12 protein-coding genes are annotated in these 14,498 nt (G+C 71.8%); 4 read left to right on the top strand and 8 right to left on the bottom strand.

Annotation, left to right across the window (positions count from 1 at the left end):
* Positions 1–53: 53 nt before the first annotated feature.
* From ACIP5W_RS32085 to ACIP5W_RS32070, 4 genes are all read left to right on the top strand, one after another.
* Positions 54–1,346: a pyridoxal phosphate-dependent aminotransferase gene (locus tag ACIP5W_RS32085; protein WP_401480968.1), complete on the top strand. Its 1,293-nt coding sequence runs from the start codon at positions 54–56 to the stop codon at positions 1,344–1,346.
* 31 nt (positions 1,347–1,377) lie between these two features.
* A complete protein-coding gene (locus ACIP5W_RS32080; RefSeq protein WP_401480966.1) occupies positions 1,378–2,328 on the top strand; it encodes a fumarylacetoacetate (FAA) hydrolase in 951 nt (316 codons plus the stop codon).
* 162 nt (positions 2,329–2,490) lie between these two features.
* Complete coding sequence (locus ACIP5W_RS32075) at positions 2,491–3,876, top strand: NtaA/DmoA family FMN-dependent monooxygenase (protein WP_401480964.1); 1,386 nt, start codon at positions 2,491–2,493, stop codon at positions 3,874–3,876.
* Positions 3,873–5,087 (top strand): LLM class flavin-dependent oxidoreductase, encoded by a 1,215-nt coding sequence (locus tag ACIP5W_RS32070; protein WP_401480962.1) that lies wholly within the window; start codon positions 3,873–3,875, stop codon positions 5,085–5,087. Before ACIP5W_RS32075 ends, ACIP5W_RS32070 begins: the two co-directional genes overlap by 4 nt.
* Before the next feature lie 207 nt (positions 5,088–5,294).
* On the opposite strand, the gene ACIP5W_RS32065 is transcribed toward ACIP5W_RS32070, so the two are convergent.
* The 8 genes from ACIP5W_RS32065 to ACIP5W_RS32030 form a co-directional block, all read right to left on the bottom strand.
* Complete coding sequence (locus tag ACIP5W_RS32065; protein WP_401480960.1) at positions 5,295–6,422, bottom strand: LLM class flavin-dependent oxidoreductase; 1,128 nt, start codon at positions 6,420–6,422, stop codon at positions 5,295–5,297.
* Positions 6,423–6,436: 14 nt separating this feature from the next.
* A complete protein-coding gene (locus ACIP5W_RS32060; protein ID WP_401480958.1) occupies positions 6,437–7,528 on the bottom strand; it encodes an LLM class flavin-dependent oxidoreductase in 1,092 nt (363 codons plus the stop codon).
* A complete protein-coding gene (locus ACIP5W_RS32055) occupies positions 7,525–8,898 on the bottom strand; it encodes an NtaA/DmoA family FMN-dependent monooxygenase (RefSeq protein ID WP_401480957.1) in 1,374 nt (457 codons plus the stop codon). Before ACIP5W_RS32055 ends, ACIP5W_RS32060 begins: the two co-directional genes overlap by 4 nt.
* 21 nt (positions 8,899–8,919) lie before the next feature.
* Entirely contained in the window at positions 8,920–10,125 is a 1,206-nt protein-coding gene (locus ACIP5W_RS32050; RefSeq protein ID WP_401480955.1) for an LLM class flavin-dependent oxidoreductase, read from the bottom strand.
* Between the two features lie 301 nt (positions 10,126–10,426).
* Complete coding sequence (locus tag ACIP5W_RS32045) at positions 10,427–11,203, bottom strand: GNAT family N-acetyltransferase (protein ID WP_401480953.1); 777 nt, start codon at positions 11,201–11,203, stop codon at positions 10,427–10,429.
* Between the two features lie 89 nt (positions 11,204–11,292).
* A complete protein-coding gene (locus tag ACIP5W_RS32040; protein WP_401480951.1) occupies positions 11,293–12,318 on the bottom strand; it encodes an ABC transporter substrate-binding protein in 1,026 nt (341 codons plus the stop codon).
* A 118-nt stretch (positions 12,319–12,436) separates the two neighbouring features.
* Positions 12,437–13,312 (bottom strand): amino acid ABC transporter ATP-binding protein, encoded by an 876-nt coding sequence (locus ACIP5W_RS32035; protein ID WP_401480949.1) that lies wholly within the window; start codon positions 13,310–13,312, stop codon positions 12,437–12,439.
* The gene (locus ACIP5W_RS32030; RefSeq protein ID WP_401480947.1) at positions 13,309–14,373 is read right to left on the bottom strand and encodes an amino acid ABC transporter permease; all 1,065 of its coding nucleotides are present in this window, start codon (positions 14,371–14,373) and stop codon (positions 13,309–13,311) included. Before ACIP5W_RS32030 ends, ACIP5W_RS32035 begins: the two co-directional genes overlap by 4 nt.
* Positions 14,374–14,498 lie beyond the last annotated feature (125 nt).

The following is a 14,498-nucleotide window of genomic DNA, read 5'->3' as shown; positions in this document are numbered from 1 at the left end:
CCTCGCCCCCCCTTTCGTCACCGACTCTTCCGTCACCGACCGTTGGAGCCCCCATGCCCGAACCCACACCGGTGTCCATGTCGGCCACCCTGGCCGCCGACGAGGCTCTGGAGCGCAGGCGCCGCGCCGGTGAGCGGGTCCTGTCGATGGCGAGCGGGGAGATCGGCCTGCCGGCCCACCCCGCGCTGAAGGAGCGGCTGTCGGCCGCGGCGGACGACAACGCGTACGGCCCCGTGCCCGGAAGTCCCGCGCTGCGCGCCGCGGCCGCCGGGTACTGGGGGCGGCGTGGACTCGGCATCGACCCCGGCCTCGTCGTGGCGGGCCCGGGCAGCAAGCCGCTGCTGTTCGCGCTGCTCCTGGCGATCGGCGGCGACGTGGTCGTACCCGTACCGAGCTGGGTCAGCTACCCGGCGCAGGCCCGGCTCGTGGGGGCGCGCCCGCTGCCCGTACCGATCCTGCCGGGGCAGGGGGGAGTACCCGACCCGGAACGGCTGCGCGAGGCCGTCACCCTCTCGCGCGCCGCCGGACGGGACCCGCGATGCGTGGTGGTGACGGTGCCGGACAACCCGACCGGCACCGTCGCGGCGCCCGCGACGGTGCGGCGCCTGGCGGACGCGGCCCGGGAACTGGACCTGGTCATCGTGTCCGACGAGATCTACGGCGATCTGGTGTACGACCCCTCCTCGCCCGCCGTGTCCCCGGCCGTGCACGCACCCGAGCGCACCGTCGTCACGACCGGTCTCACCAAGAACCTGGCGCTCGGCGGCTGGCGCACCGGGGTGGCGCGGCTGCCCGACAGCGGCATCGGGCGCGCCCTGCACACCCGCCTCGTCTCCGTCGCCAGTCAGATCTGGTCGAGTCCGCCGGCGCCGGTCCAGGCGGCGGCCGCGTACGCGTTCGGGGAACCTCCGGAGATCACCGAGCGCATCGCGTCGAGCCGAAGACTGCACCAGGCCGTGGCGCGCGCCGTCGCCCACCGCTTCACCGCCGTGGGGGCCGCCCTCTCCCCCGTCCGTGCGACCTGTTACCTCTACCCGGACTTCGGACCTCTGCGTGCCCGTCTGGCCGAGGCCCACGGCGTGAGCGACGGCGACGGCCTGGCCCGTCTCCTCCTGGAACGCCATGGAGTCGGGGTGCTGCCGGCGAGTGCCTTCGGGGAGTCCGGGCGCGCCCTGCGGATCCGCGCGGCCACCAGCCGCCTCTACGGCGAGAGCGACGAGCAGCGCACGGCCGCACTGCGAGCGGCAGATCCGCTCCGACTGCCGTGGATACACGCGGCGGTCGAGCGGGTCGGTGAGGTCCTGACCGACCTCACCGGCACTCCCGTCCCGGTTTCCCGCCCCTGACCGTCACCACCGTCCACAAGGAGTCCTCCCCGTGTCCTCGTCCTCGTCTCTTCCCCCCGTCCTGTTCGAGGCCTCGTACAAGGGCGAACGCCACGTCGGCTTCGGCCTGCCCGTGCCCGGCGCACCGCAGACCCTGCACCGGGTGGCCGACGGACAGCTCGCGGCCGCCTTCATCGACACCGACGGCTCGCCGGCCGCTGTCCGGACAGCCGTCACCGAGCGTGCCGGGACGACCGTCACCGTCGCCGCCGACGACCCCGAGGTACGCCCGCTGCCGCCGCTGCTGCCGACGGCCACGGGCAACGCCCTGCTGAGCGGTTTCATGGGTACGCACAAGAAGAAGTGGGGCGGCGAAACCGCTCCGGAGGGTGCGGAGTTCACGCCGCCCAAGTGGTTCTTCAAGGGTTTCGGCGACTGGGTGCGGCTGCCGGGCGAGCCGTTGAACGTACCCGCACGGCCGGTCGCCCTCATCGAGGAGCCGGAGGTCGCCCTCGTCTACGTCAACGACGCCGACGGCACCCCGCACTACGCGGGCTACACCTTCGGCAACGACCTGTGCGACATCGGCCTGCACCGCAAGGACCCCGGCTACAACCCCTACTGCAAGTTGTGCGACACCGCCCTGACGCCCTGGCTGTTCCTCGGCCCGCCGCCGCGCTCGGTGAACGGACGGGTCCGCATCGTGCGGGGCGGTGCGACGGCCTGGGAGGGGAGCTTCGAGTGCGGCGGCGACGCCCTGTACTTCCGGGTGCAGGACATGGTGGAGCACCTGTTCTCGTTCCCCGCGGTGCGGCGGCCCGGTCTGGTCAACTACGTGCTTCTGGGCGCCGACGAGGCCAGCTTCCACGACGGGTTCAGGATCGCCGACGGCGACCGCGTCGCCATCGACGTGAAGAGCCACGGGGTGACCTTCGAGAACGCGGTGCGGCACGTCTCCCCCGCGCCTCTCACCACCTCCGGGAGCGGCGTCCCGGCGGTATGAACACCTCGTGAAAACCCGCCCCTGAACCTGTGCACTCCCCCACCGGCGTGTGCAGGCTCTGGGGGGGGAGCCGCAGGGCACCACCCCGCCACCCCCTTCATCTCATTCGGCCGGATCTCCGCAGGAGCCGGCCCGGACCTCAGCAGAAGGAGAGACCGCACCGTGCCCGCCGCAGGAAAGAAGCAGGTGCACCTCGCCGCGCAACTGCCCGCCATCCACAACGTGACCGTCTGGTCGGACCCCAGGTCCGAGAGCCAGATCGCCATCGACTCCTTCATACGGCTCGCACAAGCCGCCGAACGCGGCAAGTTCGACTTCTTCTTCCTCGCCGAGGGACTGCGGCTGCGCGAACACAAGGGCCAGGTCTACGACCTGGACGTGGTGGGGCGCCCGGAGAACCTGACCGTGCTCAGCGCGCTCGCCGCCGTCACCACGCGCCTCGGCCTCGCCGCCACCGTCAACGCCACCTTCAACGAGCCGTACGAGGTGGCGCGTCGGCTCGCCACCCTCGACCACCTCAGCGACGGGCGCACCGCGTGGAACGTGGTCACCAGCTTCGACGCGTTCACCGGCGAGAACTTCCGCCGGGGCGGCTTCCTCCCCGAGACCGATCGCTACACCCGCGCCGCCGAGTTCCTCCGCGTCGCCCGTGCGCTGTGGGACAGCTGGGCCGACGGCGACGTCCGCGCCGACGCGGAAGCGGGCGAGTTCGTCCGGCCCGCCGCCGGGCGGTTCACCGAGCGCGGCCGGCACTTCGACGTCTCCGGGCGGTTCACCACACCCCGCGGCCCGCAGGGACACCCCGTGATCATCCAGTCGGGCGAATCCGGCGAGGGACGCGAGTTCGCCGCGTCCGACGCCGACGTCATCTTCAGCAAGTACAACCGGCTCGACCAGGCCCGTGCGTTCTACCGCGACGTGAAGGGGCGCCTGGCCCGGTACGGCCGTGCCCCGGAGGACCTGAAGATCGTCCCCACCGCCACGGCCGTCGTCGCCGACACCGACGAGGAGGCCGCCGCGTACGCCGACGAGATCACCCGCGCCCAGGTGGGCCCGCAGACCGCGATCGCCCATCTGGAGGCCGTCTGGGGCCGGGACCTGTCCGCGTACGACCCGGACGGACCACTGCCGGAGATCGACCCCGAGCCCGACTCCCTCGTCCTGAAGGGGCATTCGGTGTTCCGCAAGGGCCGTGGCAAGACGGCGCGGCAGTGGCGGCAGCTCGCTGCGGAACGGGGCCTGAGCATCCGCGAACTGGTCATCGAGGTCAGTGGCGGCCAGACCTTCGTCGGCAGCCCGAGCACCGTCGCCGACGCCATCGATCACTTCGTCCAGAGCGACGGCGCCGACGGCTTCGTGCTCGTGCCCCATCTGACCCCCGGCGGCCTCGACGACGTGGTGGACCGGGTGGTGCCGCTGCTCCAGGAGAAGGGCGTGTTCCGTACGGAGTACACGGGCACCACGCTCCGGGACCACCTGGGCCTGAGCAGACCACCGCACGCGACGCATCCCGGCCGTGACCAGAAGGACGAGAAGGAGGCATCGTGACCGACGACGCCCCGCTGCACCTCGCCGTCGCTCTCGACGGCGCCGGATGGCACCCGGCGGCCTGGCGGGCCGCCGGCGCCCGGCCCGGCGAACTGTTCACAGCCGGATACTGGGCGGACCTGGTCGCCGAGGCCGAGCGCGGCCTGCTCGACTTCGTCACCTTCGAGGACGCCCTCGGCCTGCAGTCCGCCGCCTTCCACCGGCCGGACGACCGCACCGACCAGGTCAGGGGCAGCCTGGACGCGGTCCTGCTCGCGGCCCGCCTCGCCCCGCTCACCACGCACATCGGTCTGGTCCCGACCACCAACGTCACGCACACCGAGCCGTTCCACCTGGCCATCGGCATCGCCACCCTCGACCACGCCAGCGAGGGCCGCGCCGGCTGGCGCCCGCAGATCTCCGCGCGCGCCGCCGACGCCGCCCACTTCGGCCGCCGCACGACACCACAACTCACCGACGGCGACGTACGCGACCCGGAGCTGATCGCGAGGCGGCTGCGCCCGCTGTTCGACGAGGCCGTCGACGTGGTGGAGGTGGCGCGACGGCTGTGGGACAGCTGGGAGGACGACGCCGAGATACGGGATGCGGCCACCGGCCGTTTCATCGAGCGCGACAAGATCCACCACATCGACTTCGAGGGCGGGTACTTCAGCGTGCGGGGCCCCTCGATCACGCCGCGCCCGCCGCAGGGCCGGCCACCGGTGACGGTCCTAGCCCACGCCTCCACGCCGTACGACCTCGCGGCGCGCGGCTCCGACGTCGTCTACGTCACGCCGCACGACCGCGCAGGCGCCGCGGCGATTCTCACGCAGGTGGACGCGGCGGTGGAGGAGGCCGACCGGGACGTGCGGGAGTGGCCGCTGAGGAAGTTCGCGGACCTCCTCGTCTTCCTCGACGCGGAGCCGGGCGCCGCCGCCGACCGCAAAGCGCGCCTGGACGGTCTGGACGGCGCCGCTCTCTCCTCCGACGCCGAGATCTTCACGGGCACGCCCGGCGACCTGGCCGATCTGATGCTCGACTGGCGCACCGCAGGGCTCGACGGTTTCCGGCTGCGGCCCGGCACGTTGCCGCACGACCTCGTTGCGATCACCCGTGGCCTGGTCCCGGAGCTGCGGCGGCGCGGCGCGTTCCGTACCGCCTATCACAGCACGACCCTCCGGGGTCACCTGCGTCTGCGGCACCCGGACAACCGCTACGCGCGAACACGTTGACACCGGACGGGTGATCGACGGCCACCGGCCTGCGGGCCGGGGCAGCGGCCGGCGGCTGTTCCCGCCGGGGAACCGGTCTCTGCCGCTCCGCCACTCACCCTCCCGTCACACCACGACAGGAGGGTGAGTGGTTCCGGAAGGGCCTCGGCCGCTGTCCGGCGCTCCCGGGCATCGGCCCGGCCGCAGGGGACCGGAGCCGGCGCCCGCTCACCTCTTGCGCCACTCCTCGGCCAGCAGCTCGTAGGACCGCACCCGGTCCGCGTGCCCGTGGGTGATCGTGGTGATCAGCAGCTCGTCGGCGCCGGTGGCCTCCTGGAGCTGTTCCAGCTGGTCGGCGACCCGGCCCGGGGAGCCGACGAACTGGGTGTCGAGGCGGTCCTGGACCAGCGCCCGGTCGGCGTCGGACCATGTGTGGGAGCGGGCCTCGTCGGGCGTGGGGAACTGGATCGCGCCCTCGGCCGTACGGATGCTGCGGACCCACAGGCCGTAGCCGGTGGCGAGTTCGCGGGCGGTCTCGTCGTCCTCGGCGACCACGACGTCCGCGGAGACACTGACGTACGGTTCGTCCAGGACGTCGGAAGGCCGGAACGCGGCGCGGTAGGCCTCCGCCGCCTCCAGCACCGTGCCCGGACTGACGTGGTAGTTCGACGCGAACCGCAGACCGTTGCGGCCCGCGACCTCGGCGCTCTCGCCGCCGCTGCTGCCCAGGATCCAGATCTCGAGGTCGGCGCCCTCTCCCGGCACGACGTGGGCCTCGGCTCCGTCCGCGGAGCGGTACGTGCCCGCCAGCAGCGCCAGGATGTCGTCGATCTGCTCGCCGTAGGGCTGCGACTCGGCGTTCGGCTGCTGGAGCAGCTTGCGCTGGAGGGCGATGCGCGGTGAGCCGAGCAGGTGTTCGAAAGAGAAGCGGGGCGGGATGCGAAGGCCGTTGGGGGCGCGGCCGTCGACCACCGGAGTGGAGGTCGGCGATGCGGTGGCGGGCCCGCTGGGCGGGCGTCCGCCGGAGCGGCCGAGCCCCAGGTCGAGGCGCCCGGGGTGCAGCGCGTCGATCAGGCCGAACTCCTCGACCGTGGACAGGGCGGTGCGGTGGCCGAGTTGGACGGCACCGGCGCCGAGCCGGATGGTCGAGGTCGCGGAGGCGGTCAGGGCGAGGACGACCGCGGGCGAGGTGCCGGCCACGCCCGGGTTGAGGTGGTGTTCGGCGAACCAGTAGCGGGTGTAGCCGAAGCTCTCGGCGTGCCGGGCCAGGTCCATGGAGTTGCGCAGCGCCTCGGTGGCGGTGGAACCGGACGAGATCGGGACCAGGTCGAGGACGCCGAGGGGGATGCGGGACATGTGCGGAGGGCTCCTCAGTGGTTGGCGGGGACGGAGGCGGGCGCGGGTTCCGCGAGGACCGGGCCCCACGGGAACGGTGGATCGGGGATCTCGCGGCGCAGCACCGACGCGATGTCCGACTGGAAGAGTTCGAGGGAATCCCGGTGCTGACGTTCCGTCAGTCCACCTGCGTCCGCGTGCAGATGCAGCACGGTGTGCCCGAACCGCTCGTGGTAGCGGTGCACCTTCTCGATGATCTGCCGGGGACTGCCGATCAGCGCCGAACTGCGCTCCACGAAGTCCTCCAGGGTCGGGAACACCGGCTCCAGGCCCAGCCGTTTCTGGAAAGCCAGGTTCCCCTCGAACACGGGCCGGTAGGCGGCGATCGCCTCCTGGGAGGTACGGGCCGCGCAGAGGCCCGCCGTCCCCGCGCCGACCACGACGGCGGCCGGGTCGTGGCCGTAGTGCTCCCAGCGCTCGCGGTAGTGGCGGATCAACTCGGCGTAGGGCTCGATGGGGTTGGTGACGTTGGCGGAGAAGAGCGGGTCGCCGTGACGGGCGGCCAGGTCGACCGACTCCTTGCTGGTCGCGCTGCCGTGCCAGACCCGGATCGGCTGCTGGAGGGGCCGGGGCCACACCTCCGCGTCCTTGAGTTCCGGGCGGAAGCGGGTCCGGGCGGTCACCTTGTCCTGGCGCCAGATCCTGCGGAACACGTCGTAGCTTTCGGCGTTGCGGTCCCACTGGTCCTCCGGGGTGACCTGGAACAGGTCCCGCTGGGCGGCCCCGTTGCCCTTGCCGATGATCAGCTCGAGGCGTCCGCCGGAGAGGTGGTCCAGGGTCGCGTAGTCCTCGTACGCCCGCACCGGGTCGAGGAGGCTGAGCGTGGTGACCGCCGTGAACAGCCGGATGCGGGAGGTGAGGGCGGCGATGTGGCTGAGAACGACCGGTGGTGAGGAGGAGATGAAGGGCCGCTCGTGCCGCTCCCCCACGCCGAAGCCGTCGAAGCCCAGTTCCTCGGCGAGAAGAGCGTTGTCGAGCGCCTCGCGGAAGCGGTCCCGGGTGGACTTCCGTACGCCCGTCACCGGGTGCGGGGCGTGCGCGATCAGGGTGATGGCGAGGAACTTCATGACGCCGCACGCTCGTCGCGCGCCTCGTCGGGGTGAGCCAGGCCGAGGTGGTCGCGCAGGGTGGTGCCCGCGTACTCCGTGCGGTACACGCCGCGTTCCTGGAGCAGCGGGACCACCTTGTCGGCGAAGGGGTCGAGGCCGCCGGGGGTGATGTGCGGGACGAGGATGAAGCCGTCGGCGGCGTCGGCCTGGACGAAGTCGTTGATGGTCTCGGCGACGGTGGCCGGGGAGCCGACGAAGTTCTGCCGGTTTCCGGTCTCGATGACCAGGTCGCGGATCGACCACTTGTTGGCGGCGGCCAGGTCGCGCCACTCGCGGGCCGTGGTCAGCGGGTCACGGTACATCCGTACCTGGGCGCGGCCGCGGGCGATGGTGTGCTCGCCGGGGTCGGGGTCGATGTCGGGGAGCGGGCCGTCGGGGTCGTAACCGGACAGGTCCCGGTTCCAGACGAACTCCAGGTGCTTGATGGCCGTGGCCCCGCTCACCTGTTGGCGGCGCACCTCGCGGGCCAGTTCCTCCGCCTCGGCGTCGGTGTCGCCGAGGACGAAACTCGCGGCGGGCAGGATCAGCAGTTGGTCGCGCGTACGGCCGTAGCGGGCGAGGCGTCCCTTGACATCCGTGTAGAACGCCTGGCCCTCCTTGAGGGTGGCGTACCGGCTGAAGATCGCGTCGGCGCTGGAGGCGGCGAACTCTCTCCCCTCGTCGGAGTCCCCCGCTTGGAAGATCACCGGGCGCCCCTGCGGGCTGCGCGGGACGTTGAACTGCCCGTGGATGTCGAAGTGCCGGCCCTGGTGCACGAAGGATCCGGCCTTCGCGTCGCGCAGGAACGTGCCGGTCGCCCGGTCGGCGACGATCTCGTCGCCGTGCCAGGAGTCGAAGAGCTCGTTCGCCGCGGTCAGGAACTCCTTGGCCCGGGAGTAGCGCTCCTCCTGCGGGAGGAAGCCGCCGCGGCGGAAGTTCTCGCCGGTGAAAGCGTCCCAGGACGTGACGACGTTCCAGGCGGCGCGGCCGTCGGAGAGATGGTCGAGGCTGGCGAACTGGCGGGCCACCTCGTAGGGCTCGTTGAAGGTGGAGTTGATGGTGCCGGTCAGGCCGAGGCGGTCGGTGACGGCGGCGAGCGCGGCGAGGATCGTGAAGGTGTCAGGACGGCCCACCACGTCCAAGTCGTAGATCTTGCCGCCCTGTTCGCGCAGCCGCAGCCCCTCCGCGAGGAACAGGAAGTCGAACTTGGCACGCTCGGCGGTCCGGGCGAAGTGGGCGAAGGAGCTGAACTCGATGTGGCTGCCGGCCTCGGGCGCGCTCCACACGGTGGTGTTGTTGACGCCGGGGAAATGGGCCGCGAGGTGGATCTGCTTGAGCGGCTTGCTCATGGTCGGGGGGGTCCTTCCGGCTCAGGCGGTGGCGTAGCGGTTGGCGGGACGGGAGAGCCCGAGCAGCCCGCGCAGGGTGTCGGCTTCGTAGGCGCGGCGGAAGGCGTTCCGGCGCTGGAGTTCGGGGACCAGGCCCCGGGTGATCGCCGGGAGGTCGTGGCCGGCGACGGCGGGGCGCAGCCGGAAGCCGGACAGCCCCGACGACTGCAGTTCCTGCAGCAGGTCGGCGAGTTGGGCGGGAGTACCGGTGAAGACGGGGGCGTCACCGGTGTACGGGTGTCCCGCGAGGGCGTCCAGACGCGCACGGCGGGCCGCGGCCTCGGCGGGGTCGTCGTCGAGGAAGACCACCAGGTCGCCGAAGATGTGCAAGGTCTCGTCGGCGCGGCCGGCCGCCGTCTGCTCGGCGCGGATCTCCTCGACGACGGCACGCGCCTGGCCGGCGTCGTGCGGGGTGACGTAACCGATGTCGGCGGCCCGGGCCACCAGCCGGTAGGGGATGGTCGCATGGGCCAGGGCGCTGACGATCGGCTGGCCCTGGGGCGGGCGGGGAGTGATCGAGGGGCCCTTGACGTTGAAGTGCCTGCCCTCGAAGTCGATGTGGTGCAGCTTGTCCCGGTCGACGAAGCGGCCGGTGGCGACGTCCCGGATCTCCGCGTCGTCCTCCCAGCTGTCCCAGAGCCGGCGCACGACCTCGACGTAGTCGGCGGCCTCGTCGAAGGCGTCGGCCACCACTTCCTGCACAGCAGGCGTGTCGTAGTCCTCTGTCCGGAACGGCGGGAACGTACGGCGGCCGAAGTGCGCGGCCTCGTTCCGGCGTGCCGTGATCTGCACCCGCAGACCCGCGCGGCCGGTGCTCACGTAGTCGAGGGTGGCGATCGCCTTGGAGATGTGGAACGGCTCCGTGTGAGTGGCCACCACTGTCGGCACCACACCTATGTGGCTGGTCAGCGGGGCGACCCGCGCGGCGATGAGGACGGCGTCGAGGCGACCGCGAACCTGGTCGGTGCGGCCGTCGGGCCCGGTGGGGGACGAGGACTGGAGACCGAGGGCGTCCTCGATGGTCACGAAGTCGAGCAGACCGTGCTCGGCCTCGGTGACGAGGTCGGTCCAGTAGGCGGCGGTGAGGAGTTCGCCGGGGCGGGCGACGGGCTCGCGCCAGGCGGCCGGGTGCCAGCCGGCGCCGTCGAGGGCGACGGCGAGGTGCAGGGGGGAGGGTGACGAGGACACGGGAGTGGCGCCTTCCTGATGAGCCGTACGAGGGAGTCGGCCCCGTACGAAGGGTGTGGCTGTGAGGACAACGGGTCAGGAGCAACGGAGCGCGCCGGCCGTGCGCAGCAGGTCGACGTGCGGCCGGGAGCACAGGTGCGGGCGGCGGGGCGGGGCGGGTTCCACGGCGCGGTGACGGGACACGGGACGCATGTGCCTCATCTGCGCCCTTCCGGCCCGGCACCCCGGGGTCCTGGCCGGTCTCGGGCCCGCGGGCCCCCGAAGGGGCGCCGCTCGCTCGTCGGCAGGCACGGCAGCACGGCTATGCCCTTCCTTCCGGCCGTCCGGCTTCCTGTCCGCCGCGGCCTTGCGTTTCCGGCTGCCCGCCCGGCGCGCGCACCAGCGCGAACCGCGTACGACGGCGCAGCGTGAACCCGATCGACTCGTAGAGCCGGATCGCGTCGGTGTTGCTCGCGGCCGCGTGGAGGAAGGGCGTGTCGCCGCGTTCCCTGATGCCCGCCGCGACCGCGCGGACCAGCCGGGTGGCCAGGCCGCGGCCGCGGTGGTCGGGATGGGTGCAGACGGCGCTGATCTCGGTCCAGCCCGGCGGGCGGAGGCGTTCGCCGGCCAGGGCGATCAGCCGCCCGCGGTCCCGGATGCCGAGGTAGGTGCCGAGTTCGACGGTACGGGGCAGGAAGGGGCCCGGCCGGGTGAGGGCGATCAGGCCGAGGATCTCGGGTACGTCGGCGGCCCCGAGCCGTACCGCTTCGGGTGCGGGTTCGGCGTGCAGCGCGGTGTCGACCATCTGGACGCCCTCACCGCTGTCCTCGGTCTCCCAGCCGCCCGGCACGGTCCGGACGGCGGTGACCGGGGTGACGGTGCCCGGTCCCACCAGGGCGGCCAGGTCGTCCCAGGCACGGGGATCGGCGGGGTCCTCCAGGGCGGTGAACGGGGAGACGTCCCTCGGGTAGCGGGCGGCCCGGCCCACACGCTCGGCGAGATGGGCGTGCGGGCCCGTGAGCGCGGCCCAGGCGGCGTTGTCCAGGACGTGCGGTTCCGTCGGGCTCGGGGACGGGGCGTGGTGAACGCTGGTGGACATGGCGGTGCGGGATCTCCGTATCTGGAACGCGGCGGGGCACGGCCCGGGCTCCGCCGTGACACGGCGGAGCCCCTGGGGCGGGCGGCGGATCAGGAGTTGTCGAGCGGCAGCCCGGGCGGGTTGACCTCGGACTTGGCGACGGCCTCGTTGGAGAGGTTCCAGGCGGTGAGCCACTTGGCGTACTGGCCGTTCTCGATCAGGTGGTTGATCGCGTCCGCGAGCGGCTTGGCCAGCCCGCTGCCGTTCTTCGCGGTGGCCGCGATGAGGCCCTGGAGCGTCGCTCCCGCGCCGGAGAACTCGCCCGCGTTGCGCGTCGGGTCGGGCGTCCTGGCGACCTGGGTGATGTGGTAGGAGATGCCGGGGTTGGGCCCGAAGTAGGCGTCGATCTTCCCGCTGGACAGGGCCAGGTAGACGCTGTTGTTGTCCTGGAAGTACTTGACGGTGAGTTTCTTGCCCTCCTCGGCCAGCTTCTCCTTCCACTCCAGCAGGATCTTCTCCTGGTTGGTGCCGGCGCCCACGGAGACGGTCTTGCCGGCCAGGTTCCTGTAGTCGCCGTCGAAGTTCCAGGTGCTCTTCTTCGGCACCTCGAAGGCGAGGTTGTCCTGCCGGTAGGAGGCGAACTCGTACTTCTTCTTGCGCTCCTCGGTGTCGGTGACGTTCGAGAAGGCCACGTCGACCTTGCCGCTGTCGATGCCGACGAACAGGTTCTCCCAGGTGGAGTTCTTCACCTCCGGCTTCAGCCCGAGGACCGCGGCGACCAGCCGGCCGAGGTCGGGTTCGGCACCGGTGAGGGTCTTCTGGTCCTCGCCCACGTACGCCAGCGGCGGGAAGCCGGCGGGCAGGGCGCCGACACCGATCACCAACTTGCCGCTCTCGGCGACCGACTTGGGCAGTTCGGCACTGATCGACTTCACCTCGGAGACCTTCAGTTCGGTCTCCTCGGCGGCTCCGTTGGAGAGTGCGCCGACGGTGACCGTGCCGGCCGACTGGCTGTCGGTCCTGGTGGCGGCGTCACTGTCGCCACCGCACGCGGCGAGCCCTGCGGCGAGGGAGGCGACGGCTGCGGACGCGGTGACGCCTCGGAGGAGTCTGCTGCGGAGGCTGGGAGTGCGCATGGGTGTCCTTGTCGGTTGTGCGATGAGAGTGTGTGCAGCGGGGGGGTGAGGCGGTCCCGGTGGGTCGCGGGCCGCGGAAGGAGCGCTGTGGAGGCGTTCCGCCGAGCGGACGGCAGGGTCACAGGACCTTGCTGAGGAAGTCCCTGGTCCGCTCGTGTTTCGGGTGGTCCAGCACCTCGGCGGGCGGGCCCTGTTCGACGATCCGGCCGCCGTCCATGAAGACCACCCGGTCGGCGATCTCACGGGCGAAGCCGATCTCGTGGGTGACGATGACGAGGGTGGTGCCGCTGCCGGCCAGGTCCTTGATGACGGCCAGTACCTCGCCGACCAGTTCGGGGTCGAGGGCGGAGGTGGGTTCGTCGAAGAGGATGACCCCGGGCCGCAGGGCGAGGGCACGTGCGATGGCCACGCGCTGCTGCTGGCCGCCGGACAGCTGCCGGGGGTAGGCGGCGGTCTTGTCCGCGAGCCCGACGCGGGCGAGCAGGTCGCGGGCCAGTTCCTGGGCCTCGGGCCTGGTCAGTTTGCCGGTCGCCACCGGAGCCGCCGCCACGTTGTCCAGCACGGTCAGGTGGGGGAAGAGGTTGAAGTTCTGGAACACGAAGCCGATCCGGCCGCGCTGGGCCAGGATGGCCCGTTCGCTCAGTTCCTTCAGACGATCGCCGTGTCTGCGTACGCCGATCAGCTCACCGTTCAGGCTGACATGGCCGATCTCGGGCTTCTCCAGGTGGTTGATCACCCTGAGGAGCGTGGACTTGCCTGAGCCGGAGGGGCCCAGGATGACCGTGACCTCTCCGGGCCGCACGGTCAGCTCCACCCCGTCCAGGACCCGGTGGGCGCCGTACCACTTGTGCACGTCGTGCACCTCGACCGCGGCAGGGCGTGTCCCGTGCGTCACGCCGGTCTCCGCCGTCGGTGTCGCCTCGGTCTTCCCGGTCGTCTTGGCCGTCCCGGTCGTCTTGGCCGTCCCGGTCGTCCCAGTCGTCTTGGCCGTCATATCGCCGTCTCCCTCCGGACTCGGGCCCGCAGGTCGCGCAGAACGGTCAGCAGCTTCTGCAGCGGGGTCGGCGGCAGGGTGCGCAGCGCGCCCCGCGAGTAGTACCGCTCGACGTAGAACTGGATGACGGACACGAGACTGGTGAGGATCAGGTACCAGGTGGTGGCGACCAGCAGCAGCGGCACGATGTCGCCGGGGTAGGTGCTGCCCATGCTCTGTACCGAGCCGAAGAGGTCGAGCAGCGAGACGTAGAAGACCAGTGAGGTGCCCTTGATCAGGCCGATCAGCTGGTTGACGTAGTTCGGGGTGATGGAGCGCAGCGCCTGCGGGAACACGATCTTCGCGAACTGGTACCGCCTGGGCAGGCCGAGGGCGGCGGCCGCCTCGTGCTGGCCCTGGTCGACGGAGAGGATGCCGCCGCGCACCGCCTCGGAAGCGTACGCCGCCTCGTTCAGACTCAGTCCGACGACCGCGACGACCATGTCGGTGGCGAGCCGGGACTCGTCGAAGGTGAAGAAGGCCGGGCCGAACGGCACTCCCACGCTCAACGTCTGGTAGAGCGCACTGAAGTTGTAGAGGAACAGCAGGACCACGATCAGCGGCACCGACCGGAACAGCCAGGTGTAGACCCAGCTGACCGCGCGCAGCACCGGGCTCGGGGAGAGCCGGGCCAGTGCCAGCAGGACGCCGCCGAGCAGGCCCAGCACGGCGCTGTACACGGTGACTTCGAGGGTGATGAGCAGACCGTCGAGGATCGTCGGGCGCAGGAACCAGTACGAGAAGCGGTCCCACTGGAAAAAGGGGTTGGTCACCAGTCCGTGGGTGATCTGGGCAACCAGCACGAGCACGACGGCCGTGGTGATCCAGCGGCCGGGGCGCCGGAGCGGAAGGACTCGCTGCGCCGTCAGGGGCTTCGGCGCGGCAGGGGTGTCGGGGCGGGGGATCGCCTCGGCGGAGGTGTCGGGGCGGGGGATCGCCTCGGCGGAGGTGTCGGGGCGGGGTGTCGCCCCGGCGGGCGGTGCTGATCCGGAGGACACAGCGATGCCCGGGGATTCACTCATGGTGGGCTCCAGCGGATTCGGAAACCCCGGTCCACGGAATGCGGCAGTACCGCGCCGAGCGGGAACGGCTCGGCACGCGGCGACGCACGGGTGCACGCGGAACGGGGGCTGGGCGGGGAGAGGTC

The organism is Streptomyces sp. NPDC088766 (assembly GCF_044750845.1).
Lineage (GTDB): Bacteria > Actinomycetota > Actinomycetes > Streptomycetales > Streptomycetaceae > Streptomyces.
The sequence above is the reverse complement of the archived record's forward strand: the minus strand, read 5'-3'. Positions and strand labels throughout refer to the sequence as shown.